General features: G+C 67.6%; 22 protein-coding genes. 5 read left to right on the top strand and 17 right to left on the bottom strand.

The features are described 5' to 3' along the window. Positions 1 to 152: 152 nt before the first annotated feature. From H5U26_RS04010 to bphC, 3 genes are all read right to left on the bottom strand, one after another. Positions 153 to 461: a 2Fe-2S iron-sulfur cluster-binding protein gene (locus H5U26_RS04010; protein WP_290616903.1), complete on the bottom strand. Its 309-nt coding sequence runs from the start codon at positions 459 to 461 to the stop codon at positions 153 to 155. Positions 462 to 466: 5 nt separating this feature from the next. Further along, positions 467 to 1,207, bottom strand: coding sequence for an iron-containing redox enzyme family protein (locus tag H5U26_RS04015; protein ID WP_290616905.1), 741 nt, complete (start codon positions 1,205 to 1,207; stop codon positions 467 to 469). Between the two features lie 208 nt (positions 1,208 to 1,415). Further along, positions 1,416 to 2,357 carry a biphenyl-2,3-diol 1,2-dioxygenase gene (gene bphC, locus H5U26_RS04020; protein WP_290616907.1) on the bottom strand — a complete coding sequence of 314 codons (942 nt, stop codon included), beginning with the start codon at positions 2,355 to 2,357 and terminating at the stop codon, positions 1,416 to 1,418. Positions 2,358 to 2,579: 222 nt separating this feature from the next. Here bphC and H5U26_RS04025 point away from each other — a divergent pair, with 222 nt between their 5' ends. Both H5U26_RS04025 and H5U26_RS04030 read left to right on the top strand, forming a co-directional pair. Then, on the top strand, positions 2,580 to 3,362 hold the full coding sequence (locus tag H5U26_RS04025) for an enoyl-CoA hydratase/isomerase family protein (protein ID WP_290616909.1): 783 nt from the start codon (positions 2,580 to 2,582) through the stop codon (positions 3,360 to 3,362). A 167-nt stretch (positions 3,363 to 3,529) separates the two neighbouring features. Beyond that, positions 3,530 to 4,693, top strand: coding sequence for an acyl-CoA dehydrogenase family protein (locus H5U26_RS04030; RefSeq protein ID WP_290616911.1), 1,164 nt, complete (start codon positions 3,530 to 3,532; stop codon positions 4,691 to 4,693). A 243-nt stretch (positions 4,694 to 4,936) separates the two neighbouring features. Here H5U26_RS04030 and H5U26_RS04035 read toward each other — a convergent pair whose 3' ends face one another. Together H5U26_RS04035 and H5U26_RS04040 are read right to left on the bottom strand one after the other, a co-directional pair. Continuing rightward, complete coding sequence (locus H5U26_RS04035; RefSeq protein ID WP_290616913.1) at positions 4,937 to 6,286, bottom strand: nicotinate phosphoribosyltransferase; 1,350 nt, start codon at positions 6,284 to 6,286, stop codon at positions 4,937 to 4,939. Further along, positions 6,283 to 6,864, bottom strand: coding sequence for an isochorismatase family protein (locus H5U26_RS04040; RefSeq protein ID WP_290616915.1), 582 nt, complete (start codon positions 6,862 to 6,864; stop codon positions 6,283 to 6,285). The genes H5U26_RS04035 and H5U26_RS04040 overlap by 4 nt, the downstream gene beginning before the upstream one ends. 145 nt (positions 6,865 to 7,009) lie before the next feature. Here H5U26_RS04040 and H5U26_RS04045 point away from each other — a divergent pair, with 145 nt between their 5' ends. Continuing rightward, positions 7,010 to 7,462 (top strand): CBS domain-containing protein, encoded by a 453-nt coding sequence (locus tag H5U26_RS04045; protein WP_290616917.1) that lies wholly within the window; start codon positions 7,010 to 7,012, stop codon positions 7,460 to 7,462. A 172-nt stretch (positions 7,463 to 7,634) separates the two neighbouring features. On the opposite strand, the gene H5U26_RS04050 is transcribed toward H5U26_RS04045, so the two are convergent. From H5U26_RS04050 to H5U26_RS04090, 9 genes are all read right to left on the bottom strand, one after another. Next, a complete protein-coding gene (locus H5U26_RS04050; RefSeq protein WP_290616919.1) occupies positions 7,635 to 8,138 on the bottom strand; it encodes an aromatic-ring-hydroxylating dioxygenase subunit beta in 504 nt (167 codons plus the stop codon). Beyond that, positions 8,128 to 9,477, bottom strand: a complete 1,350-nt coding sequence (locus tag H5U26_RS04055; protein WP_290616921.1) for an aromatic ring-hydroxylating dioxygenase subunit alpha — start codon at positions 9,475 to 9,477, stop codon at positions 8,128 to 8,130. Before H5U26_RS04055 ends, H5U26_RS04050 begins: the two co-directional genes overlap by 11 nt. Before the next feature lie 206 nt (positions 9,478 to 9,683). After that, positions 9,684 to 10,658, bottom strand: a complete 975-nt coding sequence (locus tag H5U26_RS04060; protein WP_290616923.1) for a dihydrodipicolinate synthase family protein — start codon at positions 10,656 to 10,658, stop codon at positions 9,684 to 9,686. A 69-nt stretch (positions 10,659 to 10,727) separates the two neighbouring features. Further along, complete coding sequence (locus tag H5U26_RS04065; protein ID WP_290616926.1) at positions 10,728 to 11,720, bottom strand: cytochrome d ubiquinol oxidase subunit II; 993 nt, start codon at positions 11,718 to 11,720, stop codon at positions 10,728 to 10,730. After that, positions 11,720 to 13,066, bottom strand: coding sequence for a cytochrome ubiquinol oxidase subunit I (locus tag H5U26_RS04070; protein ID WP_290616928.1), 1,347 nt, complete (start codon positions 13,064 to 13,066; stop codon positions 11,720 to 11,722). The genes H5U26_RS04065 and H5U26_RS04070 overlap by 1 nt, the downstream gene beginning before the upstream one ends. Continuing rightward, positions 13,063 to 13,632 (bottom strand): GbsR/MarR family transcriptional regulator, encoded by a 570-nt coding sequence (locus H5U26_RS04075; RefSeq protein WP_366055879.1) that lies wholly within the window; start codon positions 13,630 to 13,632, stop codon positions 13,063 to 13,065. Before H5U26_RS04075 ends, H5U26_RS04070 begins: the two co-directional genes overlap by 4 nt. A gap of 124 nt (positions 13,633 to 13,756) precedes the next feature. Further along, the gene (locus H5U26_RS04080; protein ID WP_290616931.1) at positions 13,757 to 14,176 is read right to left on the bottom strand and encodes a YeeE/YedE family protein; all 420 of its coding nucleotides are present in this window, start codon (positions 14,174 to 14,176) and stop codon (positions 13,757 to 13,759) included. Beyond that, positions 14,173 to 14,604, bottom strand: coding sequence for a YeeE/YedE family protein (locus H5U26_RS04085; RefSeq protein ID WP_290616933.1), 432 nt, complete (start codon positions 14,602 to 14,604; stop codon positions 14,173 to 14,175). Before H5U26_RS04085 ends, H5U26_RS04080 begins: the two co-directional genes overlap by 4 nt. A 7-nt stretch (positions 14,605 to 14,611) precedes the next feature. Further along, positions 14,612 to 15,472: an MBL fold metallo-hydrolase gene (locus H5U26_RS04090; protein WP_290616935.1), complete on the bottom strand. Its 861-nt coding sequence runs from the start codon at positions 15,470 to 15,472 to the stop codon at positions 14,612 to 14,614. Positions 15,473 to 15,627: 155 nt separating this feature from the next. Between H5U26_RS04090 and H5U26_RS04095 the strand changes: the two genes are divergently transcribed. Next, entirely contained in the window at positions 15,628 to 15,963 is a 336-nt protein-coding gene (locus tag H5U26_RS04095; protein ID WP_290616937.1) for a metalloregulator ArsR/SmtB family transcription factor, read from the top strand. Here H5U26_RS04095 and H5U26_RS04100 read toward each other — a convergent pair. The 3 genes from H5U26_RS04100 to H5U26_RS04110 all read right to left on the bottom strand — a co-directional run bounded on the left by H5U26_RS04100 (position 15,918) and on the right by H5U26_RS04110 (position 21,186). After that, positions 15,918 to 19,004 (bottom strand): efflux RND transporter permease subunit, encoded by a 3,087-nt coding sequence (locus tag H5U26_RS04100; RefSeq protein ID WP_290616939.1) that lies wholly within the window; start codon positions 19,002 to 19,004, stop codon positions 15,918 to 15,920. The two genes, H5U26_RS04095 and H5U26_RS04100, sit on opposite strands and share 46 nt — an antisense overlap. After that, positions 19,001 to 20,086 carry an efflux RND transporter periplasmic adaptor subunit gene (locus H5U26_RS04105; protein WP_290616941.1) on the bottom strand — a complete coding sequence of 362 codons (1,086 nt, stop codon included), beginning with the start codon at positions 20,084 to 20,086 and terminating at the stop codon, positions 19,001 to 19,003. The genes H5U26_RS04100 and H5U26_RS04105 overlap by 4 nt, the downstream gene beginning before the upstream one ends. A gap of 110 nt (positions 20,087 to 20,196) precedes the next feature. Then, on the bottom strand, positions 20,197 to 21,186 hold the full coding sequence (locus tag H5U26_RS04110) for a hypothetical protein (RefSeq protein ID WP_290616943.1): 990 nt from the start codon (positions 21,184 to 21,186) through the stop codon (positions 20,197 to 20,199). A 320-nt stretch (positions 21,187 to 21,506) separates the two neighbouring features. On the opposite strand from H5U26_RS04110, the gene pilB reads away from it, so the two are divergent. Then, complete coding sequence (gene pilB, locus H5U26_RS04115) at positions 21,507 to 23,225, top strand: type IV-A pilus assembly ATPase PilB (RefSeq protein ID WP_290616945.1); 1,719 nt, start codon at positions 21,507 to 21,509, stop codon at positions 23,223 to 23,225. Positions 23,226 to 23,229 lie beyond the last annotated feature (4 nt).

The following is a 23,229-nucleotide window of genomic DNA, read 5'->3' on the forward strand; positions in this document are numbered from 1 at the left end:
AAGCCTACAAAGACGGATATCGCCGCGCCCCCAGCGCGAATGCGCGCAGCGCCCGACGTCCCGGTTGCGGGCATGGCCCGCTCCCAGCAAAAAAACCGGCCAGCCCCGTCAAGGAGCCGGCCGGCTACCCCCTTGCCTCGTTGATTGACCGCTCAGGCCGCCGGCTGCTGCAGGCTGTAGTCCGGCACCTCGACCTCGACATCGCCATCCAGCAGCTTGGTGACGCAGGACAGACGTGCGTTGGCGGGTGCTTCCTCGGCGGCCAGCGTGCGCAGCTCGGTCGGGAACGGCGCGCTCAGGTGCTCCATGCCGGACAGGATCAGCACGACGTCGGACCCGCAGCTGCCCAGGCCGCACGAGGTGTGAATCGGCACCCCGCCGCGGCCCTTGATCAGACCCAGCAGGCTGGAGCCGGGCATCACCTTGCGCCACGGCCCGCCGTTGATGCGGATGCGCGCCATCGGCCTTACCAGCGCGCCACGGCGTCGAACAGGCCGGTGCCGATGGCATTCGCCACCAGGCTGGCGCCGGCGATGCACGCCCGCTGGGCGTTGATGTCGTCGGCCGGCACATATTTTTCGAGCACGCGCAGGCCTTCGTTGCCGTGTTCCATTTCCACCTCGCCGCCGTGGATGCGGAACCATTCGGCGTCTTCCTCGGCCAGGCCGTAGTGCTTCACCGCGGCCTCTCCGATGCGGCCGAACACCGCCGGCACCACGCTTTCCACGCCCACCGCGGTGGCGGCCATGCCCTCGATCCACGGCCGGTGGAACACGTACCCTTCCAGCACCATGCGCAGCATGTGGATGTAGGGATCGAACTCGAACGATGCCCAGTCCGGCCCTTCCAGGATGGCGTCGCCGGGGCCGCCGAGCGCATTCACCGCCTGCGCCAGCAGGAACGGGTGGTCGCGCTCGATATAGGCGTTCTCGAGCAGCGCGGCCTTCACGGCGTGGTCGTTCTTGGGGCAGCCGGCGGCCAGCGCCGACACGTACTCCGGGAAACCGGTGATGACCCAGCACAGGTTGGCCATCATGCGGGCGAACTTGTCCTTCGGCAGGCGGCCGGCCTCGATTTCCTTGAGCACCGGGTGCGCCAGCGCGGCGGCGGCGACCGGTTCCAGGATGTCGTCTTTCAGGTGCTTGAGCCAGTCGGCCTTTACGTCGATCAGATAAGCGGTGTGGACGTCGTGTGCAACGGTAGCCATGGGCTGCTCCTCCAGGTGATATCACCGCCGGCCAGTGGCTGGCGGCTGTGTGTTTCAACCGTGTGCCGAGCGGGTGGCCCGTCCCTGGTATCCCGCGAGCGATCCCTGCGGCCTGCGCATCCTGCGCAGGCGTCCTGCCGCCCGGCCCTGGGCAGCGCATCGATGTGTCGGTACCGGCGGCCCAACGGCCACCGGTACCGGGCGCGCCTCAGGCGGCGTCGGTTTTGGCGGCGCTTTCCTCCTCCGGCGCCACCATGTCCAGGTCCATGCCGAAGCCGGATGCTTCCACCTCGTGGCCCCAGATGTCGGCCGAGTAGTACTCCTGCTGGCTCGGCGCCGAGCGTGCACCCCAGCCGAGTTCGGACAGCCAGCCGGACGGGTTGCCGCAGTAGAAGGTCACGGCCTGATCGTTGGAGTGCTTGCCGATGTCGATGCCCACCGCCAGCTTGCGCTGACGCACCGCGTGATACGCCACGCCCAGGTCGTTCAGGTCCGTGTACTCCAGCATCAGGTGATTGATGCGCTTGGGCATCGGCCCGCCCAGGAAAGCCACCGAGTGCTGGCGATCGTTGCAGTGCATGAAGGTCGGCATGACCACCGAGCCGTCGGGTTGGCGCAGCTTGTACTCCACCGAGCCACGCATGCCGAACACCTTGGTGTAGAAGTCGTAGGCCGCCTTGACGTCGCTCTGGCGCAGGATGCAGTGGCCCAGGCCCTGATCGCCGGTGACGAAGCGCCCGAACATGGGGCGGCCCGGATGGAACGGCCGGAAGGTCATCACCTCCGGGCCGTAGAAAACCTCGGTCGGGTTGCCGCCCGGATCGTTCAGCTTGAGCAGGCCCAGCACGCGCCGCTCGTCACACTCGGCGGTACTCGCAAAGCGGTACGGAACCTTGGCGGCTTCCAGCTGGGCGGCCATTTCCTCCAGCTCGTCCGGACCCGGCACGCGCCAGCCGATGTAGGCCAGGTCGTCCTCGTTGCTCTTGTGCAGCACGAAGCGGTGGTGCCAGTCGTCCAGGCGCAGGTATTTGCGATCGCCCTCGCCGGCGTCGTGCAGCTCCATGCCGACGATCTCGGTGGCGAAACACTCCCACGCCGCCATGTCGGTGACGTTGAAGCCCATGTAACCCAGCTCGGTAACCTTGACCATACGTGTTCTCCCCGCGGTGACTGGCCTGCGCCGCAACCCCAGCGGTACCGGCGTGCACCGCATTACGCCACGCAGGCGGGCGGCGCACTTGACGCAGGTCAGGCCGGCGCATCGGCCGGGCCGCTGTACCGGCCGCGCGGGCATCGCTTATCCTGCCGACCGACCGTCCGGCAAGCGCCGAACGCATCGCCGCCAACGCAAATCCCAAGGAGAAACCCGCCCATGAGCGAGCCGCTGGTCACCTACGCCCGCGACGGCCACGTTGCCGTCATCACCATGAACCGCCCCGAGGCCATGAACGCCATGAGCGTGGCCATGCTCAACGAGCTCACCGCCGCGGTTAAGCAGTACGCGGCCGACGACGAGGCCTGGGTCGGCGTGCTGCGCGGCGAGGGCCGGGCCTTCTGCACCGGCGGGGACCTGAAGGAAGCCCTGGAGCTGATCGGCGACGAGCCGGCCAATTTCTACGTCATGCCGCGCCAGGGCCTGGAAGCCTTCGCCCTGGTGCGCGCCACGCCCAAGCCGATGATCGCCGCCGTGCACGGCTACTGCATGGCCGGCGGCCTGCTGCTGGCCAACGCCTGCGACCTGATCGTGGCCGGCGAATCGTGCAAGTTCGGCATTCCGGAAACCTCGGTCGGCATGCCGACCATGGGCTACCTGGACCTGTGGAAGTTCATGGGCCCGCGCGTGTTCATGGAAAAGGTGCTGACCGCCGAGCCGTTCGGTGCCGCCGAGGCCAAGGCCTGCGGCCTGGTCAACCGCGTGGTGGCGGACGACCAGGTACAGGCCGAGGCCATGAAGCTGGCGCAGAAAATCGCCAGCAACTCGCCGCGCTCGGTGGCCGCCCACACGCAGGCGGTGCGCCTGTCGGTCAAGTACAACCGCGAGGTGCTGGAGGAATTCCAGCGCCAGATATGGGACCCGGTCGTGTTCGGGCAGGACATCCAGGAAGGCCTGGCCTCGTTCGGCCAGCGCCGCAAGCCGGAGTGGAAGAATCGGTAACGAGCTGCCGATCAGCTCAAGGTCGTCATTCCGGCGAAAGCCGGAATCCAGAAATAAACCGCCTGGACCCCGGCCTTCGCCGGGGTGAAGAAAGCGTCTCCCTATTGCCACGAACTAACGTACGGGCGGCGTTCCAGCGCCACCCTCTAATAAGGAGGAACCCCGCCATGCTCGAACTGACCGAACCGGAACACATCCGCCTGCTGCGGGACCAGCTGCGCCGCTTCGTGGACAGGGAAATGCCGCGCGAGGCGGCCGCGCGCTGGGACCGCGAGGACGTGTTCCCGCGCCAGGTGTTCGACAAACTGGCGGAGCTTGGCGTGTGCGGCCTGACGGTGCCGGAGGAATACGGCGGCGCCGGCGTGGACATCCCGGCCTGCATGGCGGTGATCGAGGAACTCTCGCGCCGCTCGCTGGCCGTGTCGGTGCCGTACATCATGTGCACCTGCTACGCCGGCATGAACATCACCGAGGTCGGCTCCGAAGCGCAGAAGCGCGAGCTGCTGCCCAGAATCGCCGAGGGCAAGCTGATCTTCGCCTACGGCCTGACGGAACCCGACGTCGGCTCGGACCTGGGCAGCGTCAAGACCACCGCCGTGCGCGATGGAGATGAACTGATCATCAACGGCGCCAAGCGCTTTTGCTCCGGCGCCGACGAGGCCGACTACATCTACGCCCTGGTCTGCTCCGACCGCGCCGGTGCGCGCTACAAGAACCTGTCGTTCGTGCTCATCCCGCCGACTGCGCCGGGCGTCACCGTCACCGCCTTCGAGTGCATGGGCGTGCGCGGCATCCACACCACGGACGTCACTTTCGACAACGTGCGCCTGCCGCTGGCCAACCTGGTCGGCGGCGAGGCGGCCTGGAACCGCGGCTGGGAAATGCTGGCCGGCCCGGGCCTGGACGTGGAAAAGATCGAAGTCGCGGCGATTGCGCTGGGCGTCGCCTGGGCGGCGCTCGAAGACGCCTGGAGCTATGCCCAGGAGCGCAAGCAGTTCGGCAAGGCCATCGGTTCGTACCAGTCCATCCGCCACCTGCTGGCCGACATGCAGGCCAAGCTGTACACCGCCCGCACGCTGGTCTACCAGGTGGCCGGCAAGCTGGACGGCGAAGGCCGCCACGGCGTGGAAACCGCCATCGCCAAACTGATGGCCACCGAGTACTGCACCGAGATCACGCTGGCCGCGCAAAAGGTCATGGGCGCCTACGGCTACGCCAGCGAATTCCCCATGGAGCGCTACGTGCGCGACTCGCTGGCGCTGCCGATCTTCGGCGGCTCGTCGGCCATCCAGCGCAACAACATCGTCAACTGGATGGGCTTGCCGAAGTAAGACGGCCTCCCCGGGCAAGGCGACCTCGATCTGGAATCCGCATGCAGGATGGGTGCAGCGCAGCGAAACCCATCGATCCGCACACCGGCTCAGGTGCCCGAATGACCGGCGTCGGGACCGAGCGCGTGCCCGCTCCCGGACGATGGCTTACGGCGGGTGGCCTTCACCCGTCCTGCGCGCTGATCCATCCGGCGGACATGCTGGGGCCGGCTCGAGACGGCACCGGGCTCACTGCGGCCGCGCTCAGCGCCCGCCGACCGGGTGGGCGGCGATCAACCGCGCCTGGGCGGCCGCAAGTGTGTCACTGATGGCGACCGGGTAGGGCTCGGCCGCCGGCTGCAGGTCATGCAGCGCCGCCGGCAGGCGTGCCACCTGCGCCGCGGCGTTGGCACGCGCCTCATCGAGGCCGATCCGCCCGGCTGGCAGGCGCTGGCCGCCCCGCATGACGCACTCCAGCAGCGGCTCGCCGGGCAGGCTTTCGTCGTGGCGGGCGATGGTGTCGCCCGCCGCAAGACCGTTCTGGTAGCGGCGGAACACCTGCTTGCGGCCCGGCAGGCTGATCTTGCCCGGCGACAGCTTGCCGCAATCGTGCCCGCCGTAGGCCACCAGCTTGTAGGCGGCGTCCAGGTACGGCCGGTCGGCGACCACATCCACTGCGGTGCCGACGCCAAAGCCGTCGATCGGTGCACCGTCCGCCAGCAGGGCGGCGATGACGTGCTCGTCCAGGCCGCCGCTGGCAATGATGCGCACGCCCGTCATTCCTGCCGCGTCGAGCAGCGCCCGGCTGGCCTTGGCCAGCGCGCCCAGATCGCCGGAATCGAGCCGCACCGCGCCCACCTTGAAGCGCTCGCCAAGACGCTGGCGCAGCTCGATGACCCGGCGCACGCCGTCGAGCGTGTCGTAGGTGTCCACCAGCAGCGTGGTACCGGGGAATTGCGCCGCGAAGCGCTCGAAGGCCTCCTGCTCGGTGGCGTGCGCCTGCACGTAGCTGTGCGCCACGGTGCCGGCCACGGGAATGCCGTAGCGACGCCCGGCCTCGACGTTGGAGCTGCCGGCATAGCCGGCGATGTACAGCGCCCGGGCGCAGGCGACCGCCGCATCCACGCCGTGGGCCCGGCGGGCGCCGAAGTCCACCACCGCCCGGCCGCCGGCCGCCTGCACCACCCGCTGTCCCTTGCTGGCCACCAGCGTCGGGTAGTGCAGCAGGTTCAGCACCGCGGTCTCGACCACCTGCGCCTCGGGCATGGGCGCCTCGACCGTCAGCAGCGGCTCGTGGGCGAACAGCGGCGTACCCTCGGCCAGGGCATGAACGTCTCCGGTAAACCGCAGCGCCCGCAGGCGCTCCAGAAAGTCGCCGCTGAAGGTACCGAGCGAGCGCAAATAGTCGATGTCCTCCCCACTGACGGCGAATGCCTCCAGATACTCCAGCACCTGCTCCAGGCCGCAGGCAAGCAGGAAATTGCGCCCCGGCGGCAACTTGCGCGCGAACACGTCGAACACCGCCGGCGCCGTCATGCCCTCGGCCCAACAGGCCTGCAACATGGTCAGCTCGTACAGGTCGGTGAACAGCGCCGGCACCGGCGGGCAGCTCATTGCAGCTGCGCTCCGGCCGCTGCCAGCTCGGCAAGTGCCCGCGCGCCGTCGCCGGGCGCCCGATCGACCGCTCGCACCGCGGCGGTCAGCACCACCACCCGGTAACCCAGAGCCAGCGCGTCGAGCGCCGTCGCCCGCACGCAGTAGTCGGTGGCAAGACCGGTCACCACCGCGGTGGTGATGCCGCGCGCCCGCAGCAGGGCGTCGAGTTCGGGCGTGTGCCCTGCGCCGGAGCGCGGATCGCGCACTGAAAAACCCGAATAACCGTCCTCGCCCCCTTCCCCCTTCGACACCACAGGCCCGTTCACCTCGAGCGCCGGGTGAAAGGCCGCGCCCCAGGTGCCCTGCACGCAATGCACCGGCCACGGCCCGCCATCGGACTCGAAATGCGGCGTGTGCGGCGGATGCCAGTCGCGGGTATAGAACACGCCGCCACCGGCGGCCTGCGCCTTGGCGATCTCGGCGTTGATGACCGGCACCACCGCCTCGCCTTGCGGCACGTACAGGCTGCCGGCCGGGTCGGCAAAATCGTTCTGCACGTCCACCACCAGCAGGGCGGTGCGGGAGTCGTACTGCATCGATGCGGGCCTCGCGTTGGCGCCGTGCCATGATGCGGCAGCAACGACGCCGCCGGCCAGCGGGCGCGGCCGCAGTTGACGCCGATCATGGCCCGTCGCCGCCTGCGACACCAAGATGACTCACCCCTCACCCGGAGAAACTGCCATGCCCATCGCCGAGATCTGCAGCCGCGGCGTCGTCATCGCCAATCCGGACGACTCCCTGCGCACGGTCGCCGCACTGATGCGCGTGCATCACGTGGGCAGTGTGGTCGTGACCCGCGACGACGCCGGCCTGTGCCGGCCGCTTGGCATCATCACCGACCGCGACATCGTGCTGGCGCTGGTCGCCAAGGACGTGTCGCCGGACGCCGTCAGTGCCGGTGATGTGATGAGCGAACCGCTCGAAACCATCCGTGAAACCGATGAGGTGTGGACGGCGCTGGAGCGCATGCGCAGCCGCGGCGTACGCCGCCTGCCGGTGCTGGGGGCACAGGGCGAACTGGTCGGCATCGTCAGCGCCGACGACCTGCTGGAGCTGGTCGCCGAAGAGCTCTCCGGTCTGGCGCGCATCATCGGCCGCGAGCAGCGTCAGGAAGTCAGCCGCCGCAGCGACTGACGCGGGTCGGTGGCCGCCCTTGGCCTGCCAAGCTGCGTAGAACCTTGGCCGTCCGATCCACCCCCGCCCGCCCAGCCCGGGGCAGACCCAGGCCACGCTGCATTGTCACGACATAAAAAAGCCCGGTCGACATCCGCCGACCGGGCCCTTGCCGCCGTCCGATCGCAGCCGCTCAGACGTTGAAGATATCCATCTGCCGCGGGATGATGTCGTTGCAGACGACGATGTACTTCTCGCGTATCTGCAGCGCCTCACCCGCCCGTGTCAGGCGGTAGCGGTAATGGCCGAAGAACATGTCGGTGCGCTGCTCTTCGTGCTTGTAGGTGTTGACCTGGAAGTTGGCGGTGGCGATGACCTCGCCGGCCGTCGCCTCGCGCAGGCGGATGTTGGTCACGAAATGCCGCGTGCGCGGCAGGCGCAGCAGGGATGAGGACAGCCCGGACTCGATCCGCCACACGCGGTCGCCCATGCGGTCGCGGTTGCCGCAGTAGATGAGCGAGATTTCGCCCTTCGGGTTGTCGATCAGCACGTCGTCGTCGTCCCAGGACGGCGCCCAGTAGACGGCATCGTCCTGGTACAGGGCCAGCCAGTCGTGCCAGCGCCGCTCGTCCAGGCAGTCGGCCTCTTCCAGCAGCAGTTCGGTGACGGCTTCCTTGAGCACGGGATCAGGCCGCATGGCGCTTGGCCTCCTCGCGGCGCAGGCCTTCGGTCATCAGCTTCAACCACTGCCGGTACTCGCCGTGGTAGAGCGTCTCGTCGGCAAAGCGGCTGGCGCTGACCTGCGGCTGGAAGCCCAGCTCGCGCGCCGGCTCGTCGGCGCCCACGATGCGCCGCTTCATGCCGCGGTCGAAGTCCTGCCACTGCGCGTTGCGGCCGGCGTAGCCGGACTGGCAGGCATCGAACTCGGTCAGGTCGTCCGGCGTGGCGATGCCGCTGGCGCCATAGAAATCCTCGTACTGGCGCACGCGCCGCTCGCGGGCCTCTTCCGACTCGCCCCGGGGCGCCACGCAGTAGGCGTGGACCTCGGTTTCGTCCGGCGCGATCGGCCGCCAGGAGCGCAGCTGCGTGGAGATGCCGTCGAACAGGATGACGTTGGGGTAGATCAGCACCTGGCGCAGACGTCCGGCCATCCACTTGGCCTGCAGCGGGCCGACACGGGCTTCGAGCGCGTCGTACTGCATGCCCAGCGCCCGGTCGCGGAAGTTGGGCACGTCCGACCAGATCATGACGTGGCCGTTGCCCAGGTCGTAGTTGCCGTTCTGGGTGTTGTGCAGGTCGACCTTGATGGCCTTGACGTTGTCGGTCCCGCCGGCCGCCGCCGCCTGTTTGGCACGCTCCTGCGCCAGGCGAAAGTAGGAGGCGTGCACGATGTCGACGTGGTAACCGTCGACGCCGTTCTCGGCCTGCATCTTCCAGTTGCCGCGATGGGTGTAGACCGAGTGGCCGCGCAGGACTTCCAGGCCATCCACCGACTGGTTGGCGAACAGCTCCAGGAACGGCGCGGCCGCCGCCAGGTGGGTCTTGATGTCCGGCACGTCCGCATTCAGGCTGGCGAAGATGAAGCCGTGGTAGCTGGCCACGTGCGGCACCGGCGTGAGGCCATAGTCGGCCTTGCTCCAGCCGTCCGGATAGGCCCCGCCGGCCTCGTCCTTGACGTCCAGCAGCGTGCCCTGGGTGTCGTAGACCCAGCCGTGGTACGGGCACGCCCAGTGCTTGGCGTTGCCGCGCGCCTTGCGGCAGACCATGGCGCCGCGGTGCGAGCAGGCGTTGATGAAGCCGCGCAGCTGCCCGTCCGCGCCGCGGCTGATGATGACCGGCTGGCGGCCGATGACGGTGGTCAGGTAGTCGTGGGGTTTGGGGATCTGGCTGTCGTGGCCGATGTAGATCCAGGTCGCCTCCCAGACGTGCTTGATCTCGAGCTCGAACAGCTCCGGGTCCGTGTACAGCGAGCGGTGGACCTTGAAGGTCTCGCCCGGCTTGTCGACGATGCGCCAGGTGATGTCTTCGATGCGCATGGGGGCCTCCGTGGGGTGAAGGGAAAGGCGCTGACTGTGCGGCCTGAACGGGTCCGCCATGATAAGGGACGAAACGGCCCGGCGCCTCGGGTGGCTTGGCTTCGGCTTTGGACGTGCCGCGACCGGCCTGCTCATCGGCGCCGGTCAATACCCCGACGCCCCGCCGCCGGCCTGATGCCGAGCGACGGGGCGCCACGGGCGAAGGCTCAGCGGTACTTACGCGCGCACAGCTCGGCCCAGGCCTTGCCGCTGGCCACGGTCAGCGCGCGCCAGTCGTCCGGCAGGTCCTCGTACGGCGCGCGGCACGGGCCGGCCTTGATGTAGCCGGCGGCGTTGCAGCGGATTTTTTCCACCTGCACGTTGTACTTGGAGAATTCCTTGAAGTCCGGGATGGCGTTGGGCAGGCCGTGCAGGTCGTGCATGATCTCGCCCATGCGCGCCTTGTCGCCGGCGTCGATGGCCCGCTGCAGGGCGACCACCGGCTCCGGTCCCATGGCGCAGCTGGTCGACCACATGCCCTTGAGGCGATCGCCGACCAGGTCGTAGGCCATCGGCGCGGCAAAGTCGATCGGCAGGAACTGCACATGCGGCGCGGCGTCCATGCTGGCCGGCAGGTCGATCAGCATGTTCTTGGGGTCCATCAGGTTGCCGACGTACTTGCAGGTAACCACCGTCGGACAGTGCTTGCCGACGCCGGCCCAGAACTCGACCGGGAAGGTCGACTTGAAGAACAGCGGATTGGCGTAAACCATCAGGCCCATGTCCGGCACTGCCTCGGCCAGATCGGCGTAGAACTTGACCGAATTGGTGAGGGTCGGGGTCTGCCACAGCGGCAGGCCGACGAAGCCGCCTTCCACTCCCAGCTCGCGGAACTTGCGCATCTGGCGCACGGTTTCCTTGGTGCCCAGCGTGGTGATGCCGGCAAACACCGGCACCCGGCCGCGCGCCACCTCGATGATGGTGCGGGTGAAGGCGAGTTTCTCTTCCAGCGTCAGCGCCGCGCACTCGCCAGTGGTGCCGTTGGCGGCGATCGAGCCGATGCCGGCGGCGATCAGCTGCTCGGTCATGCGCGCGGTTTCGTCCAGATCGACCGAATCCTCGTACTGCCAGCCGCCCTGCCCTTCCTTGCACGGCGTCGGGATCATGGCGGATACGCCGCGGATATCGTCTTTGGTCAGCATGGGCAGGGCCTCCTGGCATCGTAAAAGGGCGGCAATGGTAGCCGGTCCGGGCTTGTGCGTGACCGGCGGCTACTCGTAGCGCAGTTCCCCGGCCTCGCCCCAGAACACGCGGTAAACGTACACGGTGTAGACGATGATGGCCGGCAGCGTGATGACCACGCCGACCAGGATGAACTTGAGCGACTCCGGCGCCGCGGCAGCCTGCCAGGCGGTGAGGCGATCGACCACCAGATAGGGATACAGGCTGTAGGCGAGCCCGATCGCCGCCAGCACGAACAGCCCCACGGCGCAGGCAAACGGCTCCCACGGCCGCGGCAGGTCCTGCTGGCACAGGCGCTTCAGGCGCCGGTCGGCGACCAGCAGCAGTACCGCCGTGGCCAGTGGCACCTGCAGCAGCAGGATGAACTCGGGCATGGCGAACCACTTGTTGAAGATGCGCTCACTGACCAGCGGCGTGGCAATCGACACCGCCGCCAGGCCGAGCGCCGTTCCCCACAGCGCTCGCCGCGCCCAGCCGGCGGCGCGCTGCTTGAGCGCCGAGCCGGTTTTCATCAGCAGCCAGGTGGCGCCCAGCAGCGTGTAGCCGGCCATCAGACACAGGCCGATGAGGGCCGCGAACAGAGAGGGCCACAGACCGCCGGCAAAGCCCAGAACATACTTGCCAAGCATGAACCCCTGCGCGAACGCCGCCAGCGCCGAGCCGGCCACGAAGACGCGGTTCCACAGCGCCTTGTGGTCGGCGTGGGCCTTGACCCGGAAATCGAAGGCCACGCCGCGCAGGATCAGTCCGACCAGCATCAGCGCCACCGGCAGGTAGAGCGCGGTCAGTACCACGCCGTGCGCGTGCGGGAAGGCCACCAGCAGGATGCCGGCGCCCAGCACCAGCCAGGTCTCGTTGGCATCCCAGAACGGGCCGATGGAAGCGATCATGCGGTCCTTGTCGGCATCGTCAACCAGCGGCAGCAGCAGGCCGACACCCAGGTCGAAGCCGTCCAGCACCACGTAGGCCAGCATGGCGACACCCATCAGGCCCATGAAGATCAGCGGCAGGGCCTGGTCCATCACGGCACCTGCGCCACGGTCGGCCCGGCGCCGGGCGAGTCGGCTGCGCCCGCCTTGCGCGCCATGTAGAACAGCACCCACACGTAGGCGAGGATCAGCGCCACGTACAGCGTCAGATACAGCCCCAGCGTCAGGCCAATCATCCCGGTCGGCACGTCGGAAGCCGCATCGGCGGTTCTGAGCAGGCCGTATACCAGCCATGGCTGGCGGCCGATTTCGGTCGTATACCAGCCGGCCAGCACCGCCAGCCAGCCCGAAAACGTCATGACCAGCAGGCCGCGCTGAACCAGCACCGAGGGCTCGCCACGGCGCAGCGTCTGCCAGGCCGCCAGCCAACTGACCGCCAGCATCAGCAGGCCCACGCCGACCATGACCCGAAACGCCCAGAACAGCGGCGCCACCGGTGGGTGATCCTCGAAGCTGTTCAGGCCGCGCAGTTCGCCATTCCAGTGGTGAGTCAGGATCAGGCTGGCCGCGTCGGGGATGGTGATCTCGAAGCGGTTGCTGCGCGTGCGTTCATCCGGCCATGCAAACAGGCGCAGGTCGGCGCCGCGCTCGGTGTCCCAGATGGCCTCCATGGCGGCGATCTTGGCCGGCTGGTGCTCCAGCGTGTTCAGGCCGTGCAGGTCGCCAATGAAGATCTGCACCGGAATCAGCACCGCTGCCAGCAGCACGCCGGCGCGAAGCGTTGCCGCGACCTCGGCGCTGCGCTCGCCGCGCAGGCGCCGGTAGGACGACAGCCCCGCCAGCAGAAACGCCACCGTCAGCCCGGATGCCAGCAGCATGTGCGTCAGCCGATACGGGAATGAGGGGTTGAAGATCACCGCCCACCAGCTGGCGACGTGGGCCTGTCCGTCCACCATCACGTGTCCGGCCGGCGTCTGCATCCAGGAGTTCAGCGCCAGAATCCAGAACGCCGACAGACTGGTGCCGACCGCCACCAACGCCGTGGCCGTCAGGTGCATGCGTTCCGACACCCGGCGCTGGCCGAACAGCATCACACCCAGAAACGTGGCCTCCAGAAAGAACGCCGTCAAAACCTCGTAGCCGAGCAGCGGACCTGCAATGTTGCCCACGCGTTGCATGAAACCCGGCCAGTTGGTGCCGAACTGGAAACTCATGGTCACGCCGCTGACCACGCCCAACGCGAACGACAGCGCAAACACCTTGACCCAGGTGCGATACGCCGCCTGCCAGGGCGCGCCGTCGTCGGCCCGCCCGCGCAGTTTGAAATACAGCAGCACCCAGGCCAGCGCCATGTTGATGCTGGGGAACAGGATGTGAAAGCTGATGTTGGCGGCAAACTGCAAGCGCGCCAGCAGCAGCGGATCGGCGAGCGCGTTCATGCCGACACCTCGCGCTGCTCGTCCGTGTCGCGCCCGCCGGGCAGCAACTGCAGCACCCCCTTCACCTTGCTCCCCAGCGCCATCAGGCGCAGCAGCGTCTGCGGCGACAGGCGCTGCACCTGGGCAAACCACTCGGTCAGAGTCTCCATCAGCGTGTACATCTCGCGCATCCGCTGTTGGGCGTGACGTTCATGCTCCGACTGCGGCTCGGCCAACAATGCCTCGCGCAACATGGACAGGGTGGGCTCGACCTCGCGCCGCTGGCGCTCCTCTGCCAAGGTCTTGAAGATCAGCCAGACGTCGTCCGGGGTGCTGAAGTAGTCACGCCGGTCGCTGGGCTGACGCTGGGTTCGCAGCAGGCGCCAGCCCTGCAGTTCCTTCAGGCTGACGCTCACGTTCGAGCGCGAAATGGCCAGCTGCTCGGCGATCTCGTCGGCGTTCAGCGGGCGCGGTGAGACGAACAGCAGGGCATAAATCTGGCCGACGGTCCGGTTGATGCCCCAGCGGCTGCCCATCTCGCCGAAATGCATCACGAAGTCGCGAACCAGCGGTCTCATGTCATTCATTTCGTAAGTTTCAGTAAATTGTGAAACACGAGAGCGAATTAAATACCATTCGACGCGCCACCGCCAGTGAAGAGCCCGGCAACGAGGCGCCGCGCGGCGCCGTTGCCGGCACACGCCGCCACGCTCAGGCGCCGCTATCGAGCCAAACCTTGCAGGCCAGCGAGCCGGCGATCATGGCCGCGACGAACAGCCACGGCTCCAAGGTCCCCAGCGTCAGCGCCACCAGCGCCGGCCCGGGACAGTAGCCGGCCAGTCCCCAGCCGATGCCAAACAGCGCAGCGCCACTGAGCAGCTGGCCGTCCACCTGCCGCTTGACCGGCAAATGGAAACGGTCATCCAGCCGCGGCCGCGACCGGCGCAACACCCACGGGAACAACGCCGCGGTCACGCCGGCCCCGCCGCCCATGACCAGGATCAGGCTCGGATCCCAGGCGCCGGCCAGGTCCAGAAACGCCAGCACCTTGTTCGGGTCGATCATCTGCGCCAGCGCCAGCCCGATGCCGAACAGCACGCCGCACAGGCCGCCTGCCAGAACCCGGCTCATGGCTGCAGCCCCAGCAGGTGGCGCGTGACGTACACCGTGAGCATGCCGCAGCCGACAAAGGTGATCGTCGCCACCAGCGAGCGCCGCGAGCGCCGCCCCAGGCCACACACGCCATGACCACTGGTGCAGCCGCTGCCAAGACGCGTTCCGAAGCCGACCAGAAAACCCGCCACCAGCAACAACCCGACCGGAAAACCCTGCCGCGGCACGAAGGCGTGCGGCGTCAGCCACCAGAAAGCGCCCCCACCACCGAGCATCCCGAGGATGAAGGCCACGCGCCAGGCGGTGTCGCCCGGCACCCGCGCCAGGGCACCGTTCAGGATGCCGCTGATGCCGGCGATGCGGCCGTTCAGATACAGCAGCAGCACCGCCGCCGCACCGATCAACAAACCGCCGCCAAGGGCGGTATACGGAGTGAACTGACTCACGAGCACCTCACAGCACGTCCAGCGGCAACTTCAGATACGACACGCCATTGTCCTGCGGCGGCGGCAGCTGGCCGGCGCGGATGTTGACCTGGATCGACGGCAGGATCAGGCGCGGCATGCCCAGCGTCGCGTCGCGGGCGGTGCGCAGGGCCACGAACGCATCCAGCCCCACGCCGTCCCGCAGGTGGACGTTGCCGGCGCGCTGGGCCGCAACCGTGGTCTCGCAGCGCGGCGGCCGCGGCGCGGGCGGGTAGTCGTGGCAGACGAACATGCGCGTGGCGTCGCCGAGCGCATACAGCCGCTGCACCGAGTGGTACAGCGTGGCCGCATCGCCGCCCGGAAAGTCGCAGCGCGCGCTGCCCACGTCCGGCATGAATAGCGTATCGCCGACGAACACGGCATCGCCGATCAGGTAGCTCAGGCTGTCGCTGGTATGCCCCGGCGTGGCCAGGACGCGAATGGTAAGCTCGCCCAACGGCAGGCTGTCGCCATCCTGCAGCAGGCGATCGAACTGCGAGCCGTCCGTGGGGAAGCCGTCGCCCAGGTTGAAGATGCGGGCGAAGGTCTGCTGCACCTTGCAGATGCCCGCGCCCACGGCCAGCGGTGCGCCGAGCTGTTCCTTCAGATACGCGGCGGCGGTCAGGTGATCGGCGTGGGCATGGGTCTCCAGGATCCAGGCCACATCCAGATTATGCTCGCGCACCGCCTGCAACAGGCGATCGGCACCGCTGCGGCCAGTGCGCGCTGCCGCGGCGTCGAAGTCCAGGACCGGGTCGATGATGACCGCCTGCCGACTGCCGGCATCGACGACCAGATACGACCAGCTGCCGGTCGGCGGATCAAAGAACGTCTGCACTTCATGCCCCATGATCGAACACCCTCATCGCCTGCTCGAAATGCGTAACAGGTCACATTCAACCGTCATTAGCAGCTCCTAATATCCGGCCGCCTCGCCCTCCACGACGCGCAACAGCAATGTCAGCCGACAACGAACCTTGGGACGCCTTGCGCCAAGCCACGGCAATGCTAAAGGCAATCGGCAACACACATCGCCTGCTCATGCTGTGCGCGCTGGCGCAGCGCCCCATGGCCGTGTGCGATCTGAACCGCCGGGTGCCGATCGCCCAGTCGGCGCTGTCGCAGCATCTGGCGCGCCTGCGCAGTGCCGGCCTGGTGGTCGCCCAGCGCGATGGCCCGAGGATCCGCTATGCGCTGGCCAACGCCCGAACCCGCCGGCTGATCGAAGCGGTGTGCACCGAATACCGGATACGCGATTTCGTGGCGGACCCGGCCGCGGCCCCAGCGGGCAGCGTTCATGCCGAACCGGCCGACACCGGCGAAGCGCTGGCGCCCCTTTGATGCAGCCGGGCCAGCCCGTGTTCGGACAATGAATACAGGGCCGGCACCACCAGCAGCGTGAGCACGGTCGAGCTGAGCATGCCGCCGATGATGGTCACCGCCAGCGGTCCGTTGGCCTCGAATCCGGTGCCAAAACCCAGCGCCGCCGGCAGCATGGCCAGAATGATGGTCAGCGAGGTCATCAGCACCGGCCGCAGGCGCACCGGGCAGGCCTCCAGCAGCGCCTGATCGACGTCGCGCCCTTCGTTGCGCAGCTGGTTGGCCAGATCCACCAGCAGGATCGAGTTCTTGGCCACCAGCCCGACCAGCAGCACCATGCCGATCATCGAGTAGATGTTCAGGGTCATGTCGAACAGCCACAGGCCAAACAGCCCGCCGACCGCGGCCAGTGGCTGGGCCACCATGATGATCAGCGGCTGCACCAGCGAATTGAACTGGCTGGCCAGCACCATGTACAGCAACACCAGCGCCAGGCCGAAGGTGCCGCTCAGAATCCGCACCGTGTCGGCATAGTCCTTGGTCGTTCGCACCAGCTCCAGCGTGTATCCCTCCGGCAGCTGACCGACCGACGCCTGCACCGTGGCGATGGCTACGTTCAGCGGCACCTTCGGTTCGGCGTAGAAATTGGCCGCGTAGCGCAGGTCATAGCGCGAGATCAGCGCCGGCCCCAGCCGCTCCTCGAAGCGCGCCACGGTGTCGGCCCGCACCAGTTCGCCGCTGGCGCTGCGCAGATAGATGCGCCGCAGGTGCTCGGGGCGCGTCACCTGTCCGTCGACTGCCTTGACGCGCACGTCGTAGCGCTCGCCATCGCCCGGCTCGTCATTGAAATAGGCCACGTCCTGGCCGCCCATCAACAGATTCACCGCCTGCGCCACGGTGGCGGCGTTCAGTCCCAGGCTGGCGGCCCGCACGCGGTCGATTTCGAGCTTGTACTGTGGCAGGTCGAGCTTGAGGTCCAGATCCAGGTAACCGAGCTCGGGGTGCTGGGCCGACAGCTTGGCATGCAGCTCCTTGGCCAGCTCCGCCACTCGCGTCAGGTCGACGCCGCGCAGCACGAACTGCAATGGCTCGCCGCGGGCGCCCTGCACCGCCGGCACGCGCCCGGCGAAGGCCTCGATGCCCGGAATGTCGCCCAGCGCCGCCTGCACGCGCCGAATCACCCCGTACTGACTCACCGAACGCTGCTCGGCCGGCACCAGTCGCACGAACACCATGCCCTGGCTGACCTGGCCGATCGGGCCGACGCCTACCGACGACCAGTAGTCGCGCACCTCGGGCTGCTGTTTGAGCAGGGCCTCGACGTCGTGCATGCGCTGCTCGGAGTACTCCAGACTCGACCCCAGCGGCGTCTTGAAGGTCACCAGAAAGCCGTTCTCGTCGACATCCGGTTCGAAGGTCTTGCCGATGACGCCAAACAGCAGCCCCGCCGGCAGCACCACCAGCACCGCCAGCAGCAGCGTCACCCAGCGCCAGCGCAGTACCCACCGCAACGCTCTTCGGTAAGCGGACTCGAGCCGCTCCATGGCGGCGAAGCTGGCCCGCGCCACGCGGCCCTGGTGGACCTCGACCTTCAGCAGGCGCGAACAGAGCATCGGCGTGAGCGTGACGGCCACGAACAGCGAAGCCAGCACACCGGCCGTGACCACCACGGCAAAGGACTCGAAGAACAGCCCGATGATGCCTTCCATGAAGATCACCGGCCCGAAGATGCACACCAGCGCAAAGGTGGCCGCGATGATCGCGAAATACACCTGTTGCGTGCCCTCGGCGGCGGCGCGCAACGGCTCACCCGGCCGCTCATGCATGTGGCGGTGGATGTTCTCCAGCACCACGATGGCGTCGTCCACCACCACGCCGATCAACAGCAGCAGCGCCAGCATGGTCATGGTGTTGAGCGTATAGCCCATGAAATACATGATCAGCACCGCCGCCAGCAGCGACACCGGAATCGCCAGCGCAATGATGATGGTGGCGCGCCAGTTGACCAGGAACACGAACACCACCAGCGCTGCCAGCCCGGCGCCCAGGTAGATGTGCTCGGTCAGGGCGGCAATGGTGCGGTTGATGAAATCACTGTCGTCCCAGGCAATCGACAGCTTCATGCCCGGCGGCAGCGCCGGACGGAACTCGCCGTCGAGGCGCCTTTTCACCTCGCTGGCAATGGCCACGGTATTGGCGTTGCTGATCTTGACGATGCCCAGCCCCATCGACACCTTGCCGGCCTGGTAGGCCGCCTGGCGACGGTCCTTGCCACCGTCCTCCACCTGCGCCACGTCCTTGAGCAGGATAGCCGCGCCTTCGCGGTGCCCGACCACCAGGCGCTGCATTTCCTCGACCGAGTGGTATTCCTGGTCCAGCTTGATCAGGTGTTCGGTCTGACCGCCGACCAGGAAACCACCCGGCAACTGCAGATGCTCGTTGGCCAGTGCGGCGGTGATGTCCTGCGCCGTGACGCCCAGCGCCGCGGCGCGCTGCAGGTCGACATTGACGCGGATGGCGCGCTCCTGCACGCCGCCCAGCTGCACCTCGCCCACGCCATCGATGGTTTCCAGGCGCTTCTTGAGCACCGTGCGGGCGTAGGTCGCCAGCTGCGGGTCGGTCCGGTCGCCCTCCAGCGACAGCCACATGATGGCCTGTGAGCCGGTTTCGAGCTTGGCCACCACCGGCGCGTCGATGTCGTCCGGCAGGCGCTCCACGGCCTGGCTGACCTTGGTCTGCACCTCGTTGAAGGCGACATCGACATCCTTGCCAAGCTTGAAGATGACCACGATCAGCGACACGCCCGGCAGCGACTGAGACTCGATGCGCTCGATGCCGGGCGTGCTGTTGACCGAGCTTTCGATGACGTTGGTGACCGCCGAATCCACCACTTCCGGGTTGGCGCCCTTGAGCGTGGTGATGACGGAAACGGCCGGAAACTGGATCTGTGGATAGCGGTCGATGCCGATGCGCTGGTAGGCGATCAGTCCAAACAGCACGATCAGCAGGCTCAGCATGAGCGCGAAGATGTGCCGCTTGATGGAAATTTCCGGCAGTGTCACGAGCCCTGCTCCCGGACATTCACCGCCGCCCCTTCCGACAGATAGGCGGCGCCATCGATGGCGATGCGATCACCCGCCGTCAGGCCGGAGACGATCTCGACCTCGCTGCCCAGTCGCTCGCCAACCTGCACCTTGCGCTGCCGCACCGTGTCACCCTCGACCACATAGGCCACCTGTCCGGCCGGGCGCAGCACCACACTGACCGCCGGCACCACCACCGAATCGCGCCGTTCCAGCACCACACGTCCCACCACACTGGCGCCCGGGGACCAGTCGCCTGGGTTTGGCAACTCCACGATCGCCTCGCCAGCCCGGCTGCCGCTGCTGACCATCGGGCGCAGCTCGGTCACGGTACCGGTTACTGTCTGTCCGGGGGCAGTCGGGGTCGTCAGATACACGGTCTGACCGGCACGCAGGCGACCGAGCACGGTCTCGGGCAAGGGCAGATGCACCCGCAGCATGGCCCGCGTGGCAATCTGAAACAGCGCCTCGCCGCTGTTCACATAGGTGCCCTTCGACACCAGCCGCTGCTGGATCACGCCGTCCACCGGCGCCAGCACGGCGGTTTTGCTCACGCCGCGCGCGGCCATGTCGCGCCGCGCCCGGGCATTGGCCAGCTGTTCGGTGAGCGCCGTCAGCTGGGATTCGGCCTCATCGAGCGCCGTTTCGGACACGAAACGGTCCTGGCCCAGGCTGCGGTAGCGCTCCACCACCCGGCGCTGGTTGTCAACCAGCGCAACCAGGCGCGAGGCCTCGGCGCTGGCCGAGCGCAGCTCGTTCTGATAATCCACCGCCTCGATGCGTGCCAGCACCTGACCGGCCGTGACCGCCTGGCCGACATCGACCGTGACTTCGACCAGCCGGCCGGCGACCTCGGCCGCCACCCGGGGCGAGGTCCGGGTGTCGATGAAGCCGACCGACTCCTCGATGACCTCCACCGCACGCTGCGCGGCAATGCCGGCGGTGATCGATACCCGGCGCGCTTCGGTCGCGTCCGCTGGCTTGTCGCTGCTGCATCCCCACAAGACCGACGCCAGCACGGGCAGCGCGCAGCCACGCCAGCGAATGAAGGTCGATCGCATGAAACCCCGATCCTTGGAATTTGGAATTAATGTTTGCCGGGCGCCACGAGGCCCGACGCCGAAGTGAAAAACGCCCCGTCGCGCGACCCGATAACCGCCGGCCTCGCCCGCTATCGTCCGTCGCCTGCCGGTCCAGCGGCGGCCGTCGACGATTCGCAGGGACACTGTATCTTGACCGGCGCCGCCACCGCGCCTGCGCCGGTGGTGACGAAGCGCAGCGGCGGCAAGCTGCCCGGCGCGCCCCACTCGTCGCGGCGCGGGCCATGCCACGACACGATCAGGCAGTCGCCCGCCAGACACTGCGCACTGTGCGCCCTGTAGGGCGGCAGAACGACCGCCTGTCCGGCGCCGGCCGTCACCTGCGCGCCACCGGTCAGCGTGTACCTCATCTGGCCGCGCACCACCCAGGCCAGCTCTTCCCCGTGCACGGCATGGGCGGCGGCCACGTGCCCGGAGCCATCGGCCCGCAGGCGCGTCACCGCCACACTCACGTCGTCGCCATGCCAGTGACGAAACGCGACGCCGCCGCCCGCGTAGGACAGCAAGGTCGGCTCCACGGTGCCGAGGTTGAACAACGTGCGCACGGTCGGACCCGTGTAGTCCGTGCGCGGCGGCGCGGCCTTGGCGGCAGGCTGGCCATGCCCCGGGAAATACGCGGCGCCGTCTTCGGGCGGGTACTCCGGACGCGCCGGGGTCACCACGCTCAGGATGCGATTCTCGGTGCCGCCAAAGGTGCCGGTGTGGCGCACGTTGGCCTTTACCAGTACCACGTCCCCTTCCCGCAAGGGATAACGGCGCCCACGCTCGTCGACGATTTCCGAATCACCCGCCACCTGCACCGCCAGTTCGGTGCCGTGACTATGAAAAGCCAATGTGGCCGGTGCCGCCGACGCCGCGGCCGGCGGAAACCGAAACAGCGCGGTGCTCTGATCGCTGCCAAACCAGTGCCGCATGTAGACCGCGCCGGGCACGATTTCCCGCAACTGTGCCCAATCCAGCTCCAGCAGACGCAACTGCCCGGGGTACAGGCGCGGATCCTCGGCCGCCGCCTGCACACTGCCGGCAAGCAGCAACGCTGCCAGTATCTTGCTTCTACGCATGTTCCATCCTGATGCGCCGAAAAACCGGGGCCACGAGCCGCAGTGCGCAACTTAACCCAGTCACGCACCGTACTGGGTCGCCTTGCGCGAGCGGCGCCCCGGGAGCATTGTCAGTCGGCCCCGGCGGCGATCCCGCGCTCAACATTTCGCGCGGCCGACCGATAAATCCTGCCAGGAGAGTGGTTCGACCATTCGCCGGCGGGGCCATTCGCCGTGACGATGTGCCGGATCGGTAAGTTTGCACCTCTCACATTGTTATAGTAGCCACGCCTCGGAGGCATGAGGGGATCCATGGCAATCGCACGACACAGATGGCACAAATGGCAACTCCCAGCACCCGACTGAGCCTGATCGGGCTCGCCAAGCGTCTTGCCGGAGATGGACTGCTGAGCGAGGCCGAGGCGGCGCACGCCAGCGATACCGCGGCGGCCCGCGAGACATCGCTCGTAGCCTACCTGGTCGAGACGAAAGGACTGGACGCGGCGCAGATCGCGCTGTGCGCCTCCAACGAGTTCGGTCTTCCGGTGTTCGATCTGGACGCCTTCGACGCCGAGCTGCTCAGTCTGCACGGCGTGAGCGACCAGATTATCCGCAAGTACCGCGCCCTGCCGCTTTTCCGGCGCGGCAACCGGCTGTTTGCGGCAGTGTCCGATCCGACCGACTACCGGGCCCTGGACGAGATCAAGTTCAGCTCCGGCCTGAGCACCGAAGCGGTGCTGGTGCCGCACGACAAGCTGTCGGCCCTGCTGGCCAGAGTGCTTGCCAGCGCCGAAAACCAACCGTTGGACGAGATCAACGACGCCGACTTGGATGCCCTGGTCGTGCAGGACGAGGACAGCGACCCGGGCGCCGGCGCCAGCAACATCGACGTCGACGACGCCCCGGTCGTGCGCTACGTCAACAAACTGCTGCTGGACGCGATCAGCAAGGGCGCTTCCGATCTTCATTTCGAACCGTATGAGAAGCGCTATCGGGTCCGTTACCGGGTGGACGGCATCCTGCGCGAAATGGCGGCGCCACCGCCGGGCCTGGCCAATCGCCTGGCGGCCCGCATCAAGGTGCTGGCGCGCCTGGACATTGCCGAGCGACGCGTGCCGCAGGACGGGCGCATCAAGCTGAAGGTGTCGCGCAACCGGGCGGTGGATCTTCGTGTCAGCACCTGCCCGACCCTGTACGGCGAGAAGATCGTCATGCGCGTCCTGGACGGTGGCAACGGATTGCTGACCATCGACCAGCTGGGATTCAACCCGGCGCAGCGGGAGCTGTTCGAACACAACCTAAAAAAACCGTACGGCATGGTGCTGATTACCGGCCCCACCGGCAGCGGCAAGACGATGACGCTGTATGCCGGGCTGAAGGAACTGAACCAACCCGGCATCAACATTTCGACCGCTGAAGACCCGGTCGAGATCGTCATGGAAGGGGTCAACCAGGTCAACGTCAACGTCAAGGCCGGTCTTACCTTTGCGGCGGCCCTGCGATCGTTCCTGCGCCAGGATCCGGACGTGATCCTGATCGGCGAGATTCGTGACCTTGAAACGGCCGAGATTGCGGTCAAGGCAGCCCAGACCGGGCACCTGGTACTGGCCACGCTGCACACCAACGACGCCCCACAGACCATCACGCGCCTGATCAACATGGGCGTGCCGTCCTACAACGTGGCCGCTGCGCTGAACCTGATCATGGCGCAACGTCTGGCGCGGCGACTGTGCAAGGTGTGCAAGCGACCGCTGGAGTTGCCACGCCAGACCCTGCTCAAGGAAGGGTTCAGCGAGGAAGAAATCGACGCCGGCCTGACGATCTATGAAGCGGTCGGCTGTGATCGCTGTACCGGCGGCTACAAGGGGCGTATCGGCATCTATCAGGTCATGACGATCTCGGACGAGATGCGCAAGCTCATCACCCGCGAAGCCTCCGACATCGAAATCGCTGCCCAAGCCAAGCGCGAAGGCATCGCCGACTTGATACAGGCCGGTCTGGACAAGGTCCGCGAGGGCATCACCAGCCTGAGCGAGCTCCACCGCATCACCAAGGAATAAGCGC

The organism is Immundisolibacter sp. (assembly GCF_014359565.1).
Classification (GTDB): Bacteria; Pseudomonadota; Gammaproteobacteria; order Immundisolibacterales; family Immundisolibacteraceae; genus Immundisolibacter.